Genomic DNA, 23,317 nt, shown 5'->3' with positions numbered 1-23,317 from the left:
AGTGTTGTGTGAGAAAAGGTGGCAGTTCACTCCTACCACATATGTAAACGGTTATAAAATTGGTACGAGTGAACCACGCTCTAGCCATCGCACAACACTCGCGCCAGTTGGGGGTGGAAATTATAATCATGAAAAGGATTTTATGCACTTCGAGCTCTATGAGTTAACTCCAAACCTTAAGTAAAATGGGAAAATTATTTTTATTATCTCTTATATCTGTTTGTGCATTTAATGTTGGTTTTAAAGCTTATGGAACGAGTGGCACATATCATTTAGTCCCAAAAATCACATTTAAAAGTGATACGATTATTAAAGGACTTGACGTTAGTTGTTCGGAGTATATAAACAATTCACCTGACGAAATCTATAATATTGGACTGCTAAAAACGGAAATTAGAGAGATTAAGAATGGATTAGTTTACGTACATAAAAAGGGGATATTAAACCTTGTTGATGGAGAACTTCTTGATTTAAAAAAGGCAGAAGATCGTAAAGAAGTTTATAAGATTCTTAAAGACTCAATCCTTTGCCTTTGGCTTAATGAAGAGCAATATATTTTCAATCTTCTCTCAAACTATCAGTATTATCGCAAACGCTGGTCTACGGGAGTATTTAAAACTATAAAAAGAATAGAATCTTACAATGGAATGTCTATCCCAATTTTTGAGAATGATAGTACGCTTCTTATAGTTGACGTAGGTACAAATAGAATATTAAAAAGAATATCAGGAAATGGGAATTTTAATGGTCACACATTGATAGTGGGCAATCATCTTTTTATCGGGAACAAACGCTTTTTATATGATATCAATATGAAAAATGGAAATATAGATTCAGAAATTGAACTACTCAATGGTTTGCAATCGAACATTCTATCGTATGAATGGTTTATTATCTATTGGGATAGGGGTCAGGGTCTTGTGGCGTACGATACAATAAACAAAAAGGTAGTATGGAAATATAATTCAAGCTATACTGATTTTTATGTTAAAATAATGGTCTTCGGTGATAAGATATATTTTAATGATGGTAAGTTTAATTGTCTTGATACTACGACTGGAAAACTTTTATGGACGGACAATATTAATTCATCTGCTGTTAATGAAGATAATTTTACTTTATCCGAGAAATATATGGTCACAGGAATATATGGTGATAGTTATGGTTTTATTATATTAATTGATAATAAAACAGGAATACCTATTTGTAGCGGAAGGGAAATGCCAAATGATATAGGAGTTTATAGGTACGATTTCTTTCATTTCAGTTCAAAAGGACAGTTCTATGGTATTGATGGAGGTGGATATGAGAAGAAAATCGTAAGGTTGAAACTTAACTCGATTAAGGAATAGAAATTTGATTGAACCAAGAGGAGTATAAGTAGATAACTGAAGATTCTGCAATAGACTTTATTGCTCGATAAAGCCTAATCTTTTCACCTTCAGACGGTGTTTTCATCGATCCGCACCCTCTGGCGAAAGTGTTGTTTGAGTGTAGTTCACTTTTGCTAGATACTTACACTTTCAAAATAGGCACTAGTGAACCATGCCCTAGCCAACGCACAACACTCGCGCCAGTTTGGGATAGTAGTTGTGATCAGATGACTTTTATCGCTTGGGGTCAGCTTGATTGAGAATCATAATTAATTATCTAATATGAAGAATATTCCTAGCATTGTAACGTATTTGATTTTGCTTTCATTTTTAAAATGTAACTCACAAAATGAAATTTTGATAAGACCTAATTTAGAGTTTACTACTAGAATTGGTGAGAGAAATTATTTTGAAAAGGACTTAACTTTTATAAAGGGGATACTAGATAACGATTTATATTCAGTCCAACGCTATTCCTTTCTTCCAGAGACGGTTTTCAGTGAAAATAATAAGCTGATCTTTTTTGATAAATTCTCTCTCAACTTGATGGAATATGATTGTAAGACTAAAGGGAATAGAAATATTTTTGAAATAAGCAACCAGCTTAAAAGTATTGGTGACTACCCAAATTACCGCATAGAGCTAATCGATGTAAACTCAGGTTTCCTCTCATTCTATAGCATGGCAAAAAATGAATTAATTCTTTTCAATAGAAATACTAACAAACTATTTTGTCGTACACAAATACCTATGCCTCTGTTTGTTGCGAGTTCGTTATTAAGTGAACCTATTAAAGTGTCTACACATAGTATTAATTACAAATTAACTCAGTGTGAATTAATGGAATTCTCTAGAAATAAAAATATTCCGGCAAATTCAAATGGACTTTTTTTAAAACATGATGATAGGATTTATTATCAATCATTAGAAGCAAGCAGTATTATTAGTGCAGGAGAAGTAAATCAATTGTTAACTATTGACCGATTTACCCTTAACAGTAATTTATCCCTGAAAAACTTTGATTTAATCCATATAAATGAGAAGTATTTTGTACTTGCCTCAAATCCAGAACATGGGCTTGGTAAATTAATTTTTTTTGAAAGAGGTACCGGGAATCATTATAAAACACTAACAATTTCTCCTAACATTTTAAGCAATAAAAAAGTTGACTTTTATAATGCTATCTCTGACTATCCGTCTCCCGACAGCGATGAGAGTACGATCTACCTAAGAATTACTTCATTAAACAATACATATTATTTAATGTTTCAATCTGATTATACTATTAAAATATATTCATTCGAATTTTAATTTATTAAGTCCTCATCCTCACTTGTCTTAAGGTCTCCCTACGACTAAGCAAGGATATAGAAGAACGCAGTGGGTCATATTGAGACGCTAAGACCCGTTGGGGAAATTAAAATCAAAGAAAAGTTTAATTTGGATATTATTGAAAAGATCATAATAATTTCTGATGAATATGAAACAGGTGGATAAGTATAAAAAAGAAATTTTAATTCCAATTCTAACCATTTGTTTATTTGGATTCGTACGATTTGGTTCGGCTTACGGGTACGACTCAGCTCTAATGGAATATATTAAAAAAGAAAAATTTAATCTTGAATTGTATGAGCTTTCTTTTTGTACAGAAGAAGTTTTAAAGATAATTGAATCAGACTCTACTTATCAAAACGATTTTATAAAACGTATAAATAGAGCCTTTGATAAAAGGCTTAGTGAATCGCAAAGATACTTTCATACTTTTGAGTATGTGTTCTTTTTAAATCAGATATCAACAATAAAAAATTATAAAATAATTTATCCTAAATCCTTATTAATAATTGAAAATCTGCAACCCTTAAAAAGAGATTATACATTTAAAAACTATTCTTTTCCTTTCCAAAATTATATTGAGTATCCGGAGCAAGTTGATGATGCTTGTATTATAAGCTTAATTACTGATTTACCATCTACGGTATGGAGTGATATTGAGAGAGATAAATTAGCACTTTATCGATTTAATGCGTGGTTAGAATTTGGATTTGAAGAATTTAGATATTACCCCGGCACTAAATCAAAAGTAAAATCTACTCTGAATAAAAGAATAGTAGATTATATTAGTAGTAAGCATAAAAATAGTTCAATGCCACTTATTGTTAAAGCGTTAAAATCCATAAATCATACAGTCGAAAAATATAATAAATGATAATTCTGTTTGTACGATATGGGTTTTCCTCTTGCTTTACGTAGAGTCTCCTTATAACCAGATATGGACATTGTAATGCATTAGATTAATATGTAATAAAACGGCCTTAATGAAGCTCTAAGATCTGTTGAGCGATCGTTAATAAGCAAATTATTATTGATGAATCATCTGAAATAATAGATCCATGATTAAAAGAAAAGTGATTTTATTCTTTGTGTTTTTTATGACTACTTGTTCTAGTCAAGCACAGATTAACCATTCGGTATTGACCTTAATGAAAGAAGATTTTAAGGCAATAAGCTTCCATAAATTGATCTTTTCTGAAATTGAATTGATTGAATTTTGTAAGGCTTCAATTGGTCAAAATCAATTTGAAAAGTCACTTTCAAATCTAAAATCAATTCAAGAAAGAATGACAGAGGGAAATGCTAAAGAAGTCACTGTTGTATGTAATATGATTTACAAAAGAGTCAATGACGTAAAACCTTATACTGAAGAACAGCGTAAAGGGAAAATGTTTATTTTAGATCGTTTAAATGAATTTCAAGTCAATTTTAAGATTGATGAGAATTTTTTATTAAAAAGATTTGATAGTGCAAAAAGAGGGATAACTCAAGGTGAGGATGAATGTAGCCCTGGGTATAGCAAGTACATTTTTTTGATTTATGATCCGATTTTGTACAAAGATGTTATGATAAAGAATAAGTCGGTGAGCCAAGATGGTGTTGTGTATTTGCCTTTACTCTGTACGATAGAAGAAGATGATGGATTGATGCCGATAAGGGCTGTAATGCAAAGGGAGTTGTTGAGATTATTAAGTAATTATAAGGACCCGGCTTTTGATGAATTAAAGAGGCGAATTAAAGAAAGTGAATTAGAAGAAACTCACGATTAATACAATCTGGGGAAGCTATTATTTGAAGTTTTTCCTTAACCCTCGCTAGCCGTAGAGTCTCCATACGAATTAATAAGCGTAAGTGGAAATTCAATTGGTCTTAGCGAGACACTAAGACCATTAGGATTAAATAATAAATTATGAGAGTATATAGATACATATTAGGAGTTTTGACTATCATTTTTGTTGCGATAGGACTTAGTGTGGTGGTTTATGGAATTTCAAAATCTCATCTGTCCTCCGACACCATTCCATTTGCTGCAGGTCTTCTATTCATTATTTACATTGTTTTACAATATTTATTCCTTATTAAATTTGGATTCTATAAGGAAAACAATGCTGAGCAATACAATAAAAAAATCACTATTGGTGTACCCGTTTTAATTGTTATGTTTCTAATGGCATTTATAGCCCTAGAATATCAAAGAGATATTACTTCTGATAAAAGAAATAAACCTAAGGTGGAACCAATAAGCGGGGACCGCTTTACTGACTTTCTTGATGTGTTTGATTATCCTCAAGAGATACCCAGACAACTTGCTGTAAGATACCTGCAAGTTGGCGATGAAATTCTTGAATCAAATACATTATGGTCAGTAGATGATCTAATTTTCAGTGACGTGGTCACCGGTATTATTTATAAGACAATAAATGCTCAAGGAGATGAAAAAGTTACTTTTGCAACGTTTAATGGTGTAGGAAAATTAATTGACAAAATTGTAATAGGATATAATAATCCATCAACTAATGGTAAGCGTGCCTGTAGTTATGAATTTGACAGTAGACAATTCATTGTTTTGAAGCATAAAGAGATAAGAAAGGACGGAACTAAAAAAGAAATTATTAAAGAAGTAAAGACTGAAACCTATTTGGTTGATGAAAATACAGGGATTATAAGCCAAGAATTATTAAGTGAGAAAAATTGAACGGCATCATATTTAGTGGTTCTGGAAATACTTAGATGCCCAAAACTCTCAATTTTAGTTCAATTGAATCATTGTCAACATACAGCTTAAATTTAAAATCTTTTTTATCCCACTTAATATCAGAAATGATGAATCTATCATATTCTCCATAATATCCTGGCAATAAAATTTCATTTTCATAAATTATTCTATATCTCGTATTTTCTTTTTTCCAGATTTTAACGGGAACTTGTAATTGACCTAAATCGTGTCTAAATAAAACACTTCCGTACAAATTATGATTTTTAGACTTGTAAAGAGGAATACCATCGATTACTTGTCCAGTGATTGCATCAATCGAAGAGTAGTCGGGGCCAAACTCACTTACATTCTCAGCAAAGATTAGTAAATTTTTATCTGGTAAATAGCCTAAATAGCTGGAAGAGTCACTACCATTTCGTGTGTGCTTAAGTTTTTTCTTAATGATATTATTTACCTCTAAATAGAGAATAAAAAGTGTGTCGTTAACTATTTCAAATTTTGGATTTGTTATTGATTTATTCAATTCTTTTACCTTTTTGATTTTAAATTCACTGAAATCAATTTGGAACGATTTTACTTCTCCTCCATCGTTTCTATGCTTTTCCCGAATTGTGTCTGCTGTAACGTGAATAGCAAAACTATCTGTAGTTAATGAATTTAAGATGCTGGCTTCTTCCCGAAGATTGATTTTACTTTTTTCAACGAATGCTGATTTTGTTTCTGGACTATTTGATTTTTTATATATTATCCAGCTACTATAAACAAATAATAATAAAGGTAAGGATGCCCCACAAACAACTCCATGTTTTACATAACGATCTGAGATTATGTATATAAAAATGATGGTTAATACAATTAGACTTATTACTAATATGGTCAATGCTGTAGTTCCTTTAATGTCAAGCAGCTTAAGTGTTACAAACACTAGAATGATACTAGCAACTGGTAAGAATATGCCAAGTATTATCTTCCCTATTTTTTCATATCTCAAATTCGAAGCAGGTTATGTTTATTTGTCTTCTCGATATATGCTGCTCATAATCAGCTCTGGAATTAAATTTAACAGTTATTGTCTCTTTTTCAATCCTATGGACTTCTTACAATTAAATTTGAACTAAGAATGGAGTCATGTTGTAAACCCACTGTTTGTGATTTAATAGAGCAAACCACTAACACCTACAATTACTAATTTACATCCAATAACCTATTATTACCAGGTTCCCTGCTGAACATCTTCAACAATTAGTCTTTTACAAATGTCAGTATTGCTATTGCATTGAACAATCAATTCCAGCGCTGGTCCTAGGCTCTTCCTACGACCTAAAAAGATTATAGAAAAATGCATTTGGTGTTAACAAGACGCTAAGACTAGTGTGGGTTGTATACCACCTATGAAATGCTAAGACCGAAGGGATGCCAAATTTAAATTTAATCTTCACAATTAATCTCAGTAAATTGTCCGAGATTAATTTCTCCGCTCTTGTTAATGTTACCCTTACTTATTGAATTTGTACAGACAGTGTCCATTGAGTCACCCTCTCCTGCAACGATGGATTTAAAGTAATAGTCAAGAGACCAATCACGACCAATTGTTGTATATTCTTTACAGAGTAAAACATCCCCGGAATATATTATACAATTATCCTTCGTCAGTAGCTTAAGGTCAACTTTGTTTCCCAATTTATCAAACGTTACAATACCAGGGTTACCAGCCGCAGTTATAGAAACAAAAACGAACCCGTAAAAATCAGTTGTGTCAGAAATAAGTCCCATTAAATAAATATCACCAACCCTTTTAAAATCAGTTCTAAAAATCGAGTCTTTTTCCCAGAACTTAATCCTAAATGTTCCTTCGGTCGTTGTGTCAAAAATTGCCTTGAATGGGAGATCTAAAATGCTAGTCGAATCTATCCAAACTTTAAATCTTTGGAGTTTACTGGCTTTGTCAGTCGTGACTAGATTTGGTCTTAATTCTGCTTTATTGTTGTCAATGGCAGCAAAATCATTCGGTTTTTTTATATCACGACAGCAACAGGATATTAAGATTACTAACAAAATTATCAATTTACTCATTCGAAATATTGTTTGTATGAAGTGATTCTGTATTGAGTCTTATTTTGGATATATTGATTGTTCACTGATGCCCCATAATTACGCTTTTGAAATTGGCTCGAGTGATCCATGCGCTAGCCACCGCACAACACTCGCGCCAGTAGGTGGGGAAAAATTTTAGATCTCAACATCAGGTGCTACAGTCCACTTTAAAAGGCCAGTCAAAGTTTTTATTGTTTTAAGTTCTTTAATTTCCAATGTTTTCCATTTGGTCTCAATTTTTTCAATCTGTTCCCCGCTTTCATCCTCTTCAACTCTTATGCTTGTTTCGCTCATTTTCCTTGTTAAAAAATTAAAACTTCTTTTAAGCCCTTCTGATGTTCCCCTATCAGTTTCATCAAATTCTGCTCCAATTAAATAGAATTCATTTTTTTGAAAACGAAACTTATATTCTAGAAATGTTTGATACCAACTCCCTGCGCTATACCAAAAATGAAAATTCAGTGTTAAAACTCCCTTTGAAATCATAATGTTATCAAAAGGGTCATCCATAGTTGGTGAATAGTGGTTAGGAATAAGGTTTCCTGAAATTTCTTTTAATCTAAACTGATTTGAGATAAAGTCCTTAAATAAAATTATTAACATTCGAGGATTTGTATCTAATGTATCCATCACTGAACCTTCACTGATGATTACTTTTTTGGAGTCCATTTCTTGAATCACTATTGCTTCATCTACATAATTGTCTTCGTTTAGATCTCCAGAAGCAGTTGAAATTATTCTCCAATTATCCGGAACAAAATCGTTGATTGATTGTCCCTCGAATTTTATTTTGGGTAAAGTTTGTCCACTACACCACACTGTGATGAACAAAATAATCCAAAGTATTAAGTATTTCATTTTAGCAAATTATTCGTGATATATTTAAAGGTTTATGCTTATACAAGTGCTGCACTTTATTGGTACTTATGCCTCTTATAGACTAATATCGTCAACTTTTATAAATCTTTCCTAATGGATAAGAGTAGATTTGAAGTTAAGAGCTTTTCTATTTATTTTCCTATAGACACATAAAGTTCACAAAACATCATCATTGGCTCTTAACTGTTGAGAAAATTAATAATATCTTTGCTAGACTGATTTTAATTATGAGCCTCTCTCATTTCCAGTAATTGAGCTTCAGATAGCGTATCTACTTGCATAATCCATTCCTGATTCCTCATGGTTTTGGTAATCCTTACAAAGCGATCAATTTCATCTATATAATCCTGCCTAACAGATTTTATTATACGTAGCTTGTTATTTTCCCAATTGTAGAGCTCTGAATTAAAAATCATACTTGACATGCCACCTTGTGCAAAAGTTGATATAGTTTTATTTATCGAGTCTATGCTGCAGTTGGAGCTTTGGGATAAAATTTCGTTTTTACTAAATCTTTGCTTCTCAAAGTCAAATAGATAAATCGTTTCTATAATATTTTTCATTCCACTTTGTGTATTATAAATAGAGATATCCGGTGCTCCATCAAAATTATAATCTTTGAGACTGATACCAGATTCTATTTCTAAAATCTGTTCTTTTTGATACATTTCATAATCGACTTTTTCTATTATTATTGGATGCTCTTTATTATCAATTACAATTAAAATACTATCTAAATTTCCATTTACTTCAGTTGAAAAACTGGCATAAAGTATAAGTTTAAATTTCGTGCCACTAAAATCCTTTATAAAAGACTTTACTACTTTTAAAGGATATCTCGTACCAGAATAGTTATCCTTTCCTAGACTATCAATTGGAGATTGGTAGATTGAGTCAGTATGTATCGGATACTCTACGACATTTTTATCATTATTTTTTGTAGTGCAAGAGGCGGATATGATTGAAGTGCTCAATAAAATTATTAAGATTTTCATTTTAGGTGCATTCAACTGATAATGGGTATTTCTCAATTTAAGATTCAGGATTAAACAAGTGGATTTATTTTTTTCAATGTGCATAATTCTATTTTTTTAATTGTAATCAACTTTGCTATGCTTGGGCTAAAATATAATTGCCCGGTGGGGAAATTCAGAGTATAGGAAAATTAATCTCCATTATAGAAAAGCCCTTCAACATCTACAGATTGATATTGTCCTGCTCTTAGTCTGGCCCACCCCAGCAAACCAAAGCTAGTTCGAACTAAGTAGATATCTGATGTACTGTTAGATCCTGTGCATAGTATTATTTCAATTTTTCCATTAATGGGTATTGTTGCCATTTTGTCTTTGAAGGTGGCGTCAGCGTATATTTCTATTGGTCTTAATGCATAGGATTTAATATCTACAGAATAAAATGGTTGTTTGTCTTCCATTATTTTTCCTTCTACAATTGAATGCTTCCTTTTAGTAATATAATTTTCCCAACATCGGTCTATTGAGTATAAGCTTCCATTTCCTGGAATTATTAGGCTAATAGCTTGTATTTGTCCAATTATTTTGTTGGGCAGTGCTGCTTCAAAAATTGTAAACCCAATTGAAGGACCATCAATGGATCCAAAACTTATGTAGTACTGTTTATCGTCTTTAGAGTTAATCTTTGTTTTAATTAATTTTATGTTATCATTGCCAACTGAGTAGGCTTGATTAATTGGCGTATCAAGATTTATTTCTAAATAAGTTCCATATGTGGTTGTACTCTTTGGATCAAATTTTATAAAGCTGTTAGGTAGGCAAAAGTTCCTGACTGGAATTTTTAATGAATCAAGATGTGAGAAAGAATCAAGACCTTTCTTTTGGCCCAAAGCCGAAAAACAGCACATTAGTATCACTGTTGTTAAAGCGACTGTCTTCATGTTATTTGTTTGCTATTCAAAAAATTAAAGCATTCTTATGCTACTTATCATATAAACTTTTCAATGTGAAGAATAAAGCTAGGAAGTTTAATATTAGTATATTATCGTGAGTAGTCCATTCTATTCAAAGGAGTCAAGTATATAAAATGCACCCACTTTTCGAGCGATATGCGCAACTCCTAACTGGTCATAGGATATCTCTACGGGCTAACTAGAATAGATTTAAATGCAGTTGGTGACACAAAGACCAGTCGGGGCGTATACCAAATTATGAATAATGTCTGATTTTAAATCCCGTATATTGAAAGTGGCATTCGCTCCTTGGTAGTCTCTGGAATACTAATGTTTTTTTAATGGCTATAGCGTGAAACAAATATTAATCTTGGATTCTTACCACTTTTCTCCCATACGTATGTGTCACCCCATCCACCGCCCGAATATGAAATTTCCCCTATTCCTTTGTCATTAAAAAAGTTATTATCCAGGCCGATATTACATTCATTGTCTGTAAAATCAATTAGACCTAAAGAACTTAAAGAAATATCAGTTGAGAGGAGTTTCTTTATTGAAGTTGTGTCTCTAACTTGATGTTTAGCTAGTAAATATAGCATTGCATCTCCTGGTCTTGATATTTCCTCTATTTTCTTAACAGCCTTACCAAAATATTGTTGTGTTACTTCTACATACTCAGGGCTTAGATAAGTGTTGTAGCTAAAGTTTAAAATGTGATAATGTTCTGAAGTATCTTTTCCATTAAAGTAACTTGTAATTCCTATCAGGTTAGAAAATCGATTTGTATTTTGAATTTTCACATCAATCAGGGTACTATCTTCAATTTTTTTAAAATCAATCCATTTTTCGATCGCTTCAGTTTTACTCTTTCCGTAGAGAGAATTCTTATCTGATAAATTATTTGTGGCTTTCAATATTACATCGATTATATCAAGTTGTGGAAACTTGGTGAGAACTAAATCTAATTGTTGATAAAGTTGTTGATGTTGGAAAAAATAATCAGAAGTCCATTTTATTAATGAGTCTTTTTTGAGATAATAGGTGTTTTCAAAAGCTTGGGTAGAATTATTTAAATTGTAGCTTTCTTTAATATAAACCAAAAGACCATTTCTATAATAATACTCCCTTGAGAATTTATTAGTAATTGTCGAATCTGTTTTAGGTATTAATGGATGATAATAACTAAGGTAATTAGAATTAAGGATTATTTTAAATATAGAACCCTTATTCTTATAAATTTCAGAGTTTAAATATAGTTCCTTGTTATTTAAATTTTTTTTTAATTCTACATGTTTTATATCAGCAGATGGAAGCAATTCTATAGAATCAACATAATTTTCAATAGATAGAATCTCAAAGTTTAAATCTTGTTGATTAGTATTTGGAGTAAAGGATTCGGAGATATCATTAAAAACTGTATCTATTCCCAGCTGTATTTCTTTTGGTTTTTCTTGTGAGCCGCAGCCTACCATCAAAAACCAAATAAGAGAGAGAAAGTAGAATCTATTTATCATAAATTTGTTGATTGATCCTGTGAAGATACTGCTAAAAATTACTTAATTAACCCCAATACATTAAAAGCTCCTTATGCTCCTTAGAATATCTGAAAATTCTAAAAGCTTTTTGAACATTTAAATAGTTAATCCTATTTTAAGAAGTTACGAGATACTATCTAAATTGGCACGTTATAAAGGGGCTCTACATATTTCTTTTTGAAACTTTTATCTGTTATAACTTTTAATTTACCCAAAGAATCAAGTTTATAAGTAACATTAAATTCACTTCCGATTTCAATGGTAACACTTGACGTGATTGTATCTTTAAGGCTGAAATAAGTTCTTCTCATCAATGTAAATGCGGTGTCAGCATGAAAATATGAAGCACTCGTTCTTTGATGTTCATTTACTAAGTAGTTTTGGTACTTAAAGTCAGGGGCTGGTTCGGCATAACATCCAGTTTGAAAGATTTCGTTACTATCTGTTATTTTGAAATTGCCACCGATACTATAGAGCACAATTGAAAATTCACAATCTCGAAAATGACAAACAGTAATACATTTGAACTTGTTAGACAATTCTTGTTCACTTAAATACCAACTGTTATCCCAATTAGATTGAAACAAATCTTGGTCAAAATCAATAAAATCGAAGACGTACAAGTGCTCATTAACATCATAGTTCTCACCTGTAATTGAGTCTAATTTTGGAAGATTGAGCCCTTCAAAATATGTAAATGCAGACACACGGGATAAGGAATCTCGTAATTGCTTAATAAATTTTCTGTTTCTCAATAATGTTTCATGAATTTGTTTAACACTATCAAGAAAGGGAGATTGGTTCTTGTACTGATAAAACTGCGAAATCTGTCGCCCTAAATCAATATAATAGCCCTCATTAAATTTCTTCTTTATTTCCAAATACCTATTTCTTCCATTATCAGTTTCAATTCGGTTTAAATCCTCTGACTTAAGCTTAGCCTCATTCGCTTGGTTCTTAGACGATTTTGTGCAACTATAAATAAGATTAAGTGTAATTATGGTAATTAATAATCTTTTCATTTATTCTAATCTACAATAGATCGATAATTTTTTCTAGATATTAAATGTAAAAGTCTTTGCCAGAGGATTATATTCCCTGAGGATCATTTTGTATGAACTAAACTTTTCCTTCGCCTAAAATTGAATACTTAAGACAAACCAATGAGAAATTGGTTGGTCTTAGCGAGACGCTAAGACTAGTTGGGGATGGTAGGTAAGCAAGTTACCTTCATTGCTAATTTAGCGCCACGGAAAATGATGGGCATCGAATCGCAAGGCATGATTTTAATGGCCGAAGATAACGAAGGTAAGTTGCGTTTGATAGAACCAAACGAAGAAGTAAATCCGGGATCGACAGTTAGTTGATGTGCTGATGAGATGATGTCCTGATTCGGTGATGAGTTGATTTGCACCCACTAAAACCCTTCGTTATTTAAGTCGCTCGAGTTTGCCTTTTCGCTTTACGATGTTTTTGTAATCCCATTGTATGTCGCGAGACTTCTTAAGCCATCGCGCCAAGTCTTTTGTGTTGACTTGATCAACAGCAGTATATCGCATTTCAGCTGCTTTAAAACTTCCTTCTTTTTGTAAGCCTTCTTCCTCAAAAGTCTGACCGCTCCAAAAGAGTAAACGCACGCTATCTTTCAATTTACTGTATCCTACAACAGGATTGCCATCTAAAAACCAAACAGGATGCTTATGCCAGATTTTATTTTCTGCCTCTGGCAGTCCTTTATCAATTTCATTCGCTAATAGATTACAGATTGCTTTGTCGCTAGCAACTTGTGCATTATTGTATTCCTGAATGTCAGCGTTCATAATAGCATATTTACTTAGAATCCATTTTATTTCTCAGTAAACCATAGATAGATTTCAAACTTCATATTTCAAATTTGAAATAGCCAATAACCGACAACCACCAACGAACAACTAACCACGAAAAATGGAAAACTAATCACTTCTTCCCATACTCAGCATAGCGTTCTTCTTTCTCACGCTCTACATCTTCTTTTTCCCGCTTGATCTTCGCCTTCGCTTGTGGCCCAACAGAAATAGGTGCACGTTCAGTTTCAATATTGGCAGCTTCCAAACCATATAGTTCTGCAGTACCTAAACTGAATTTCTTGATTAGTCGATAACCCTGAATAACAATTCTGTCGAAGTTAGAAATTTCACTATCGGATGAAGCCCATGAATTCAGAATAATAAATTTAAAGTCTGCCGTCATGCTGTGTTTATGTAAAGCAGGGTAGGGGCTCACTAAATCTACTTCACCATACTCGGCCATCTCGTGTACAATTTTATTAAACAAGAGATTAATGCGATGCGGTGTTTTAAAACCGAGCTTCATGCGCACGAAGAAACACTTGCGCGGAATAATAGTATCAATAGAGTATTTGCTGGTAAAAGGTGAGTCAACCGTATCAACGTGTAAGAACCAATACACATCAGCGCGCTTAGGTCTTTTCTTGAAAAGCGAATAAATAATATTTGAGTCGATGTAACGCTTACTGTCTGCTACGGCTAGGTACACCAGGTTAGTAGCTTCTTTCGGTATGCTCTGGTCGTTCTGCACATCCTGCATCAATTCTACATAATGCTTAACATCAACAAACTCAGTATGCCTGTCGCGCAGTTTGCGTGCCCGCACGAGTATAAACATCATAAAGAAAAAAGCAGATGCGATCGTAAAAGTAAACCAACCACCATGACCAAATTTACTTAAGTTAGAAACGAGGAATGCGCCTTCAATGGAGAAGAAGAGCACAGCCATACCCATTGCCCTTATCGTTGATTTCTTGGATAAGGAGAAGTAATAGACCAGCAGTGACGTGGTCATTAACATATCAAATGTAATGGCCAAACCATAGGCACCTTCCATTGCGGATGATTCCCGGAAGATAAGTACCACGGCAATACAACCGATCATCAGAATCCAGTTGATCGATGGAATATATATCTGACCTTTTACTTCACTCGGATAACGAAGACGTGTAGCTGGCCACAGTTTTAATTTCATCGCTTCGTTCACCAGTGTAAACGTACCTGAAATTAAAGCCTGGCTGGCAATGATAGCAGCCATTGTAGCGATGATGATACCGAAGATGAGCAAGGGCTCAGGAATGATTGCATAGAATGGAATGATGTCTCCCAATCTGCTATCTACTTGTGTCATTAACCATGCAGCCTGACCAAAGTAATTGAGAAGCAAAGCAACTTTTACAAACCCCCATCCCACACGAATATTTTTCTTGCCGCAGTGACCTAAATCGGAATATAAGGCTTCGGCTCCTGTTGTGCATAAAAACACTGCACCTAGAATCCAGAAACCACCCGGGTATTTAATCAATAAGTTGATCGCATACATTGGGTTTAATGCTTTTAGTACTTCAGGATTTTTTACAAGCTGAAGCAAACCCATGGTACCAATAAAGGTAAACCAGATGAGCATGATAGGGCCAAATGTTTTACCCACTACACTGGTGCCAAATTGTTGGAAAACAAAAATGGCAATGATGATAGTGATAACGATAGGTACTGTTGGAATATCTGCATTTAAAATCCGCAGACCTTCTACAGCAGATGATACAGAGATAGCAGGTGTAATAAAGCCGTCAGAGATCAATGTAGCACAACCAATAATGGCAGGAAAAATTACCCAACCGGCTCTGTATTTTCTTACTAATGCATAAAGGGCAAAAATTCCACCTTCACCTTTGTTATCTGCATTTAAAGCGAGGTACACATACTTGATAGTGGTGACGAGTGTCAGCGTCCAGATCACCAGCGACAACCCACCGAAGATGAGTTCCTCAGTAATATCGCGCTGCCCGATGATGGCTTTAAATACATAAAGCGGTGAGGTACCTATGTCGCCATAGATAATGCCCAATGACACCAGCACACCGGCTCCCGTTAGGGTCTGAAGTTTTGAATGACCGTTTTCCATTTATGATACACCGTCTTTAGGACGGGCTATGATAACTCGATTGCTCTTGTCGTAAGAGAAGTAATTGGATAGCCAGTTAATTAACACCAAGACTCTGTTGCGGGCGCCAACCAACGACATAAGGTGAACAAACATCCAGATAAACCAAGCTACAGTGCCTTGTGTTTTTACTTTAAAAGGTATTTTGAGATCAACAACAGCACGGTTGCGACCTACAGTTGCCATGCTACCCTGATCTTTGTATCGAAAAGGTTTTAATTTTTTATTTGTAATGATGCGCTTGATGTTTTCAGCCACCAGCTGACCTTGTTGCATGGCGGGTGGTGCTACTTGCGGATGACCGTAAACAAAATCTTTATCCACACCCTCCATAATGGCAGCATCGCCAATAGCAAAAATATTTTCGAAGCCAACTACCCTGTTAAACTCATCAACTTTAATTCTACCCGCACGACCAATGCTTTCATCGGGTAAACCTTTAATGGCATTTGCTCTTACACCAGCAGCCCAAATAAGCGTACGGGTCATCAGTTTATTACCATTGTTGAAATTCACTTCGTGCCCATCATAGGTTTTAACGGCTGTGTTCAAGTGTACTTTTACACCCATTTGTTGAAGGTACTGCAAAGCTTTTTCTCCGGCAATGTCTGACATACCGTTTAACAAACGCCCGGTGGCTTCCACCAAGTGAATGTCCATATGACTAAGTTGTAGCTCGGGATAATCGCGGGGAAATACATGCGATTTTAATTCAGCTAATGCGCCAGCCATTTCCACACCAGTAGGACCACCACCAACGATGACGAAATCCATAAGGCTGTTCATTAACTCTACATCATCTGTAAGTAATGCCAGTTCAAAATTTTGGATAATACGGTTGCGCAGCTTAATTGAGTCGATAATATTCTTTAAAGGCATGGCATGTTCTTCAACATCCTTCATGCCATAGTAATTAGTAGATGCCCCGTTAGCCAATACCAGGTAGTCGTATTTAACACCACCAATGGAGGTTTCTATATAATTCTCCTCAGGTTTAATGGCGGTAACTTCTCCTAATCTGAAGTAAAAATCTTTTTGACTGCCAAATCTTCTTCTGAAAGGAAAAACAATAGAGCTTGTATCAAGCCCTGAAGAAGCGACCTGGTATAAAAGAGGCTGAAAGCAATGGTGGTTATATTTGTCGAATAAAACGGTTTGTGCTTTAAAACCAGCCATACCCTTTGCTACCTCCAATCCTCCGAAACCACCCCCAATAACGACTATCCGAGGTTTGCCCAGGTCTGCAATACGCGTTCGCGTGGAAATTAATTTGGGCATTTTAGTTGAGTGTTTTTAAAAAAACGTGGCAAAGTTAAGTGCCTTTAAGCAATAGCAAAGCAAAAAGGAGATTATGTTGCTGCCATCGATTTCGGCTATCCTGAATCTTTTGAAGCTTGTGCTTTTTCGATAATTTTAATTTGTTAACTAAAGCTTACACAAACCAATTACATTTGTATATCAAATATTAAACCCTTTATGAAAAAACTTCTCCTTTTCCTTTCTGTAGCGGCATTTTTGACTGCCTGTGGAAGTAAAGAATCTGCACAATTACAAACGCAGGTAGATTCGCTGCGCTCAGTAATAGAAACTAATCAACGTGTGAACCAAACACTGCAAGAAGTAGGCGTATTAATGGATTCCATTGATGCTAGTCGTCAGTTACTGCGTGTAAACATGGTTGAAGGTACAACCTACGACAACTACACGTCTCGTATGGAAGACCTAAACAACTATGTAAAAGATACTGAAGACAAGATTGCTGACCTGGAAAAGGCATTGAAAAAGTCTAAGGGCACTTCGAATGCTTATGCGGCTACTATCAAAAAACTTAAAGACGATCTTCAATCAAAAAATACGGAGATAGCCGCTTTGCAAGAACAGGTAGAGAAATACAGAAATGAAAATCAGAATCTGATACAAACAGTCGGTTTGCAAGAAGCAGAAATTGCCGACAAAGAAGAGCAGTTAGCAGCCAAGCGTTCTGAGCTGGCTTTAATAGAGGCGCGCATACAGGAAATCATGTTGCAGTCTAAAATGAGCGAAGCCGATGCTTACTATGCCAGAGCCGTTGCGGTAGAGGAGGCTGCCAATCGCACCAAGCTGGCACCGCGCAAGAAAAAGGAGACTTTGCAAGAGGCTTTAGAGCTTTATAAGAAGGCGCAATCGCTGGGAAATAAGGATGCCGGAACTAAAATAGCCGAACTAGAAAAGAAAATATAACTGATTAACAGGCACTTAGAGAGGCTTCAACAAAATGTTGAAGCCTCTCTTTTTTAGAGAAAACGAAGTCCAACGTCATTCTCTTTATTTCTGTATCTTTACGATTCTTATGGCCTTAGAAATTTTTATCACCATATTTTTGGTGTTTTTAAATGGTTTTTTCGTAGCAGCTGAATTCGCCATTGTAAAAGTTCGGTCTTCACAAATTGCACTTCAAGCGGGCACCACTTCCAAGCGGGCTGCTCAAATCATCATTGATAACTTAGATGGCTTTTTAGCCGCCACCCAATTGGGTATTACCCTTGCCAGTCTTGGTTTAGGTTGGATCGGTGAAGATGTGGTTTCGCAGCTTATTCTCAACCTCATGCATGCACTTGGTTTTGAAATGAGTCCGGAACTGGCACATAGCATCGCTTTACCAATAGCTTTTGCCATTTTAACAGTACTGCACATTGTGTTTGGTGAGCTAGCACCTAAAACAGTAGCTATACGTTACCCAACGGCCACAACATTATCTATTTCTATACCACTGCGTGTTTTCTACTTCATTTTTAAACCTTTCATTTCTGTGCTTAACGGATTTGCAGGATTAATCTTAAAAATGTTTGGCATTAAACCGGTTCACGAAAGTGAGGATATACACTCAGAGGAAGAACTTAAATTAATCATTGCCGAGAGTGAAGAAGGTGGAGCTATTGAAAGCAGTGAAAGAGAATTGATTCAGAATGTGTTTGATTTTGATAATCGTATTGTCAAACAAGTGATGGTGCCACGCTTCAAAATAAGTGGTATTCCGGCAAACACCTCAATAGAAGAAACAATGCAGCTTGTGCTGCGAGAAGGTTATTCTCGTTATCCCGTATATGAAGTAAGTCTTGACGAGGTAGTGGGTATTATCCTGACCAAAGACATTGTTAAAAATTACATAGAGAAATCGGGTAAGACCGTTGCTGAAATTATGCACAAGGCTTATTACGTAACAGAGAATAAAGCCATTGACGAGTTGCTGCGTGAGTTTCAGAAAAAGAAAGCACAGATGGCCATTGTAGTAAGTGAGTATGGTGGCACCATGGGTATTGTTACGCTGGAAGATATTCTGGAAGAATTAGTAGGGGAGATACAAGACGAGCACGATCAGGAAGTACAGGTTGTAACGCGTATTGGCAATACCTTTCATGTTATTGCTACCTCACCATTGCACGATATCAATAAAATTATTGACGAGCCATTTGAAGAGTCGGACGAATACGAAACGTTGGCCGGCTTACTGCTACATCACAAGCCATTTGATTTAAAAGAAGGGGAAGAATTTACCCTTAATAAGTATAAGGTTAAAATAATTAAGATGAGCCGCACTTTACCTGAATTGGTGGAGTTAAAAATTATTGCTCCTTGATGTGATTAAAAACTTGTCAATTGACAATGAGGCAAAAGATATCGTACAAACAATAAGCAGTAAGTAAAGGGCAGTAGGCAATGCGTAGACTACTTATTAAAAACTGATTAACGATTTCACTAACCTGAAATTTTCAATACATGAAGATACTACTCCAATCGCCACGAATCCTGCAAAAGGGTTCGCCTTTTCATAACAAGGAGAAGAACGTACTCATTCAAAACGGGCGAATTCAGGAAATAGGAGATAAAAATTATAGTGCCGATCGCATTGTCAAAGCACAAGGTATGTTGCTTTCTGCTGGTTGGGTAGATATGGGCACTTATGTTGGCGATCCGGGATTAGAACATAAAGAAGATCTGGAGAGTCTCAATAAAACAGCGATTGCTGGTGGCTTCACCACATTGGCCGTGTTACCCAATACACAGCCGGTAGTGCAAAGCAAAAACGAAATCAGTTATATCACACGTAACAATGATAGTCGCCTGGTACAGTTCCATGCCATGGCAGCCGTTACCAAAAACACCAAGGGAGAAGAGCTTACTGAAATGATTGACCTGCACGAAGCAGGAGCCATTGCTTTTACAGATGGCTTAAAACCAATCTGGCATACCGATGTTTTTTACAAAGCACTTCAGTACCTGCAAAAATTTGATGGACTATTGGTAGACCATGCAGAAGACCAATGGCTAAATATGTTTGGCCAAATGCACGAAGGTTTGCAGAGTACTTTATTAGGTATGAAGGGCATGCCACGCATAGCAGAAGAGATTGCCATTAGTAGAAACCTTGAGTTACTTGCCTACGCAGGCGGACGACTACACTTCTCAAAAGTGTCTACAGCTAAATCAATTGACATGTTGCGCAGCGCTAAGAAAAAGCTGCAACTCTCATGCGATATCACTTCTTATCAGGCTCTACTTACAGATGAGCAATTAAAAAATTTCGATACCCATTATAAAGTAAATCCACCTTTGCGCGAACGCGCAGATAACGATGCCTTACTGAAAGGTTTAAAAGATGGCACTATCGATGTGATTTGTTCGGGCCATTTGCCGCAAGACGAAGAAAGCAAACAACTTGAATTTGATCTGGCAGATTTCGGAATCATTAGCCTGCAAACCATGGGAAGCAATTTAGCTACACTGGCAGAAGAAGTAGAGTGGGAAAATCTGATTGAGAAAATTACGACAACACCCCGCAGACTATTGAACTTAGAGCAACCTTTGATAGAACCGGAGACAAAAGCCAACCTTACCCTATTTGATCCGGAAAGAAGTTGGACACTGGACGACAAAACAAATCAATCAAAAGCAAAAAACTCACCTTGGTTTAATTCAAAATTAAAAGGTAAAGCAGTAGCCGTTTTTAATAATAATAAATCCTGGATAGATAAGGATGAAGATTAATACTCCGCTTGTAAAGGTTCCGTTGCGATACGGGATAATAGCCTCATTAATTGCTTTTGCCTTAGTTGCAGTGTTGTTTTTTGCGGGCAAACATCCCTTTCTAATTCCGATGTATGCCGATTTTCGGATATTTCTTTTCGGTTTGTTTATATTTTTTTCGCTGAAAGAATATCGAGATCAATATCAGCAGGGCACTTTGTATTTCTTTCAGGGCATGGTGGCCAGCTATGTATTTTTAATCTCATTCGCAGTGCTAAGTGCCTCATTTATATGGCTTTTTGCAGTGGCAAACACCAAATTTATTGCAGAATTTGTCAGTCTTTTTGTCGAGCAGGCACGCACCATACCGACCGAAGACATAGAGCGATTAGGAAAAGATAATTTTGAACGTAATTTAGAGGAGGTTTCGCACACTAATGCATTCGGATTGGCTAAGCTATATTTCAGACAAAGTCTGTTGATTGGCTTTTTCATCAGTATTATCGTCACTATTATATTAAGAAAACAACCTAAACAGTAAACCCCTATGGAAAACGAAAATGCAACACCCTCATTCATTAATCATGCTGTTAAACATGCGCTTATACTTGGTGGTATCAGTGTGGTGTTAACCCTGGCAGCGTACGCTATTGATTACACCTTGCTTGCCTCTATGTCTTTTGGCTTTTTGTCATTGGCTATTTATTTAGGTTATGGCATTTACGCAGGTATCAATTACCGTAATGAAATTGGCGGTTATTTAAGCTTTGGTAAGGCCTTTCAACATGGTTTTGTTGTTTTTGCTCTCTCAGCTTTGATTTCGACCATCTTCACAATTCTTTTATATACTGTTATCGATCCTGAATTGCCAGCTAAGGTTACAGAAGTAGCCGTTGAGAATGCTGCAAAAATGATGGAAGGATTTGGTATGCCTGAAGAACAAATGGAGGAGGCACTTGCTAAAACAACTGAAGATACTGCTAAGCGTTATACAGTTGGCGGATTAGCTATGGGGTATGGTTTTTCATTAATCGGATGTGCTATCTTTGCATTGATTAGCGGTGCTATCGCAAAGAAAAAAGAGCCCGAAACATTTTAAATGACGAACCTGCAGATATCAGTAATTATTCCGGCAAAAGACGAAGAAGAGTCTATACCCGAATTATGTTCTTGGATAAGCCGTGTGATGCAAACACACGGCTTTTCTTATGAAGTTTTTTTAATAGATGATGGCAGCAGCGATGGTACCTGGGATCAGATTGTTGAAGCCAACAAAATTAATGAGCGTATTAAGGGCATTCGATTTAATAGAAATTTCGGCAAGTCTGCGGCCTTACAAACTGGCTTTAGATTAGCACAAGGTGAGGTAGTTATTACTATGGATGCTGATTTGCAGGACAGTCCGGATGAAATACCGGATTTGTACCGCATGATTAAGGAGCAAAAGTTTCACCTGGTTTCAGGTTGGAAGAAAAAGCGTAACGACCCGATTTCTAAAACTATTCCTTCTAAATTTTTTAACGGTGTAACCAGTCGCATATCAGGCATTAAGTTGCATGATTTTAATTGTGGTTTAAAAGCCTACGATAAAACGGTTATAAAAAATATTAATGTGTACGGTGAAATGCACCGCTACATTCCGGTTATAGCAAAATGGGCAGGCTTTACCCGCATTACTGAAAAAGTGGTTGAGCACAGAGCCCGTAAATACGGTTATACCAAATTTGGTCTCGAACGTTTTATAAATGGGTTTCTCGATTTACTCTCCATTACTTTTGTGAGTAAGTTCAGACAGAAGCCTATGCACTTCTTCGGAACCTGGGGTACAATTTCCTTTCTTGTCGGATTTGTACTTACGATTAAAATTTTCGTGGATAAGATGTATTCTCTTTACATCGATAAATTGCCTATGAAACGTGACATTACAGATCAACCAATTTTCTATCTGGCTTTAGTAGCTGTAATCATTGGTGTTCAATTATTTGTTACTGGTTTTTTGGCAGAAATGTTTACCCTCCAATCGCAATCCAAACGCGATTATCTTGTAATTGAAAAAGTGGGGATAGAGCAAGAAAGAGAAAAGTCTATTGCCTGAGAATGATTTTAGGGGTATGAAACATTTTTTTATCTTTACTAAAAGCATAATACAATGAGTAATAAAACAAGATCTGTTCTTAAAGCCATTGCCGTAATATTTGTATTGCTGGCTGTTGTAATGAAGTTAGGTTATGTAAGTATTCCTGCTTTATCAGCTTATACGTTTTGGATGGTGGTGATTGCTTTTTCTACCGTGCTGATTGCTTCAAAATGATTCATTAGAATTTGAAATTTCAAATTCGAAATTTCAAATTCCCAGCCCTTGTTGGTGACGCTACCCGCCTTCCTTATACGCAACACCAACAAAGGCGAGATGTGTGTTGGTATGACGAAGCAATCTGTTTTGATGTCAGGATTAATTTTAAATGTGAAA

22 protein-coding genes and 1 pseudogene are annotated in these 23,317 nt (G+C 35.3%); 13 read left to right on the top strand and 10 right to left on the bottom strand.

Annotated elements, in window-relative coordinates; genetic code table 11:
- Positions 1-185 precede the first annotated feature (185 nt).
- From SanaruYs_RS17875 to SanaruYs_RS17855, 5 genes are all read left to right on the top strand, one after another.
- The gene (locus tag SanaruYs_RS17875; protein WP_127123974.1) at positions 186-1,352 is read left to right on the top strand and encodes a PQQ-binding-like beta-propeller repeat protein; all 1,167 of its coding nucleotides are present in this window, start codon (positions 186-188) and stop codon (positions 1,350-1,352) included.
- 303 nt (positions 1,353-1,655) lie between these two features.
- Positions 1,656-2,684: a hypothetical protein gene (locus SanaruYs_RS17870; RefSeq protein ID WP_127123973.1), complete on the top strand. Its 1,029-nt coding sequence runs from the start codon at positions 1,656-1,658 to the stop codon at positions 2,682-2,684.
- 169 nt (positions 2,685-2,853) lie between these two features.
- Positions 2,854-3,579 (top strand): hypothetical protein, encoded by a 726-nt coding sequence (locus SanaruYs_RS17865; protein ID WP_127123972.1) that lies wholly within the window; start codon positions 2,854-2,856, stop codon positions 3,577-3,579.
- A 184-nt stretch (positions 3,580-3,763) separates the two neighbouring features.
- Positions 3,764-4,474 carry a hypothetical protein gene (locus SanaruYs_RS17860; protein ID WP_127123971.1) on the top strand — a complete coding sequence of 237 codons (711 nt, stop codon included), beginning with the start codon at positions 3,764-3,766 and terminating at the stop codon, positions 4,472-4,474.
- A 140-nt stretch (positions 4,475-4,614) separates the two neighbouring features.
- The gene (locus SanaruYs_RS17855; protein WP_127123970.1) at positions 4,615-5,400 is read left to right on the top strand and encodes a hypothetical protein; all 786 of its coding nucleotides are present in this window, start codon (positions 4,615-4,617) and stop codon (positions 5,398-5,400) included.
- A gap of 31 nt (positions 5,401-5,431) precedes the next feature.
- On the opposite strand, the gene SanaruYs_RS17850 is transcribed toward SanaruYs_RS17855, so the two are convergent.
- The 7 genes from SanaruYs_RS17850 to SanaruYs_RS17820 all read right to left on the bottom strand — a co-directional run bounded on the left by SanaruYs_RS17850 (position 5,432) and on the right by SanaruYs_RS17820 (position 12,875).
- Positions 5,432-6,412: a hypothetical protein gene (locus SanaruYs_RS17850; protein WP_127123969.1), complete on the bottom strand. Its 981-nt coding sequence runs from the start codon at positions 6,410-6,412 to the stop codon at positions 5,432-5,434.
- 437 nt (positions 6,413-6,849) lie between these two features.
- Positions 6,850-7,494 carry a hypothetical protein gene (locus SanaruYs_RS17845; RefSeq protein ID WP_127123968.1) on the bottom strand — a complete coding sequence of 215 codons (645 nt, stop codon included), beginning with the start codon at positions 7,492-7,494 and terminating at the stop codon, positions 6,850-6,852.
- A 156-nt stretch (positions 7,495-7,650) separates the two neighbouring features.
- Positions 7,651-8,373 (bottom strand): hypothetical protein, encoded by a 723-nt coding sequence (locus SanaruYs_RS17840; protein ID WP_127123967.1) that lies wholly within the window; start codon positions 8,371-8,373, stop codon positions 7,651-7,653.
- Between the two features lie 242 nt (positions 8,374-8,615).
- Positions 8,616-9,473 carry an XAC2610-related protein gene (locus SanaruYs_RS17835; protein ID WP_127123966.1) on the bottom strand — a complete coding sequence of 286 codons (858 nt, stop codon included), beginning with the start codon at positions 9,471-9,473 and terminating at the stop codon, positions 8,616-8,618.
- Positions 9,474-9,559: 86 nt separating this feature from the next.
- Positions 9,560-10,255 (bottom strand): hypothetical protein, encoded by a 696-nt coding sequence (locus SanaruYs_RS17830; RefSeq protein ID WP_127123965.1) that lies wholly within the window; start codon positions 10,253-10,255, stop codon positions 9,560-9,562.
- A gap of 401 nt (positions 10,256-10,656) precedes the next feature.
- Positions 10,657-11,832, bottom strand: a complete 1,176-nt coding sequence (locus tag SanaruYs_RS17825; RefSeq protein ID WP_127123964.1) for a hypothetical protein — start codon at positions 11,830-11,832, stop codon at positions 10,657-10,659.
- Between the two features lie 158 nt (positions 11,833-11,990).
- On the bottom strand, positions 11,991-12,875 hold the full coding sequence (locus tag SanaruYs_RS17820; protein WP_127123963.1) for a hypothetical protein: 885 nt from the start codon (positions 12,873-12,875) through the stop codon (positions 11,991-11,993).
- A gap of 186 nt (positions 12,876-13,061) precedes the next feature.
- Between SanaruYs_RS17820 and SanaruYs_RS17815 the strand changes: the two are divergent.
- Positions 13,062-13,220: pseudogene (locus SanaruYs_RS17815) on the top strand (hypothetical protein); the annotation flags it as partial.
- Between the two features lie 63 nt (positions 13,221-13,283).
- Here SanaruYs_RS17815 and SanaruYs_RS17810 read toward each other — a convergent pair.
- The 3 genes from SanaruYs_RS17810 to SanaruYs_RS17800 all read right to left on the bottom strand — a co-directional run bounded on the left by SanaruYs_RS17810 (position 13,284) and on the right by SanaruYs_RS17800 (position 17,121).
- A complete protein-coding gene (locus tag SanaruYs_RS17810; protein ID WP_127123961.1) occupies positions 13,284-13,673 on the bottom strand; it encodes a DUF1801 domain-containing protein in 390 nt (129 codons plus the stop codon).
- Positions 13,674-13,809: 136 nt separating this feature from the next.
- Positions 13,810-15,804: a KUP/HAK/KT family potassium transporter gene (locus SanaruYs_RS17805; RefSeq protein ID WP_127123960.1), complete on the bottom strand. Its 1,995-nt coding sequence runs from the start codon at positions 15,802-15,804 to the stop codon at positions 13,810-13,812.
- Entirely contained in the window at positions 15,805-17,121 is a 1,317-nt protein-coding gene (locus SanaruYs_RS17800; protein ID WP_127123959.1) for an NAD(P)/FAD-dependent oxidoreductase, read from the bottom strand.
- Positions 17,122-17,319: 198 nt separating this feature from the next.
- Here SanaruYs_RS17800 and SanaruYs_RS17795 point away from each other — a divergent pair, with 198 nt between their 5' ends.
- The 7 genes from SanaruYs_RS17795 (at position 17,320) to SanaruYs_RS20155 (ending at position 23,158) form a co-directional block, all read left to right on the top strand.
- Positions 17,320-18,063, top strand: a complete 744-nt coding sequence (locus tag SanaruYs_RS17795) for a hypothetical protein (protein ID WP_127123958.1) — start codon at positions 17,320-17,322, stop codon at positions 18,061-18,063.
- Positions 18,064-18,172: 109 nt separating this feature from the next.
- Positions 18,173-19,459 carry a hemolysin family protein gene (locus tag SanaruYs_RS17790; RefSeq protein WP_127123957.1) on the top strand — a complete coding sequence of 429 codons (1,287 nt, stop codon included), beginning with the start codon at positions 18,173-18,175 and terminating at the stop codon, positions 19,457-19,459.
- A 140-nt stretch (positions 19,460-19,599) separates the two neighbouring features.
- Entirely contained in the window at positions 19,600-20,868 is a 1,269-nt protein-coding gene (locus tag SanaruYs_RS17785; protein ID WP_127123956.1) for a dihydroorotase, read from the top strand.
- Positions 20,858-21,388, top strand: a complete 531-nt coding sequence (locus SanaruYs_RS17780) for a DUF4199 domain-containing protein (RefSeq protein WP_127123955.1) — start codon at positions 20,858-20,860, stop codon at positions 21,386-21,388. The genes SanaruYs_RS17785 and SanaruYs_RS17780 overlap by 11 nt, the downstream gene beginning before the upstream one ends.
- 6 nt (positions 21,389-21,394) lie before the next feature.
- Positions 21,395-21,946: a DUF4199 domain-containing protein gene (locus tag SanaruYs_RS17775; RefSeq protein WP_127123954.1), complete on the top strand. Its 552-nt coding sequence runs from the start codon at positions 21,395-21,397 to the stop codon at positions 21,944-21,946.
- Positions 21,947-22,942: a glycosyltransferase family 2 protein gene (locus SanaruYs_RS17770; RefSeq protein ID WP_127123953.1), complete on the top strand. Its 996-nt coding sequence runs from the start codon at positions 21,947-21,949 to the stop codon at positions 22,940-22,942.
- Positions 22,943-22,996: 54 nt separating this feature from the next.
- Complete coding sequence (locus SanaruYs_RS20155) at positions 22,997-23,158, top strand: hypothetical protein (RefSeq protein WP_160118713.1); 162 nt, start codon at positions 22,997-22,999, stop codon at positions 23,156-23,158.
- The last annotated feature ends 159 nt before the right edge of the window (positions 23,159-23,317 follow it).

Origin of the sequence: Chryseotalea sanaruensis (assembly GCF_003990915.1) — a bacterium.
Lineage (GTDB): Bacteria > Bacteroidota > Bacteroidia > Cytophagales > Cyclobacteriaceae > Chryseotalea > Chryseotalea sanaruensis.
The sequence above is the reverse complement of the archived record's forward strand: the minus strand, read 5'-3'. Positions and strand labels throughout refer to the sequence as shown.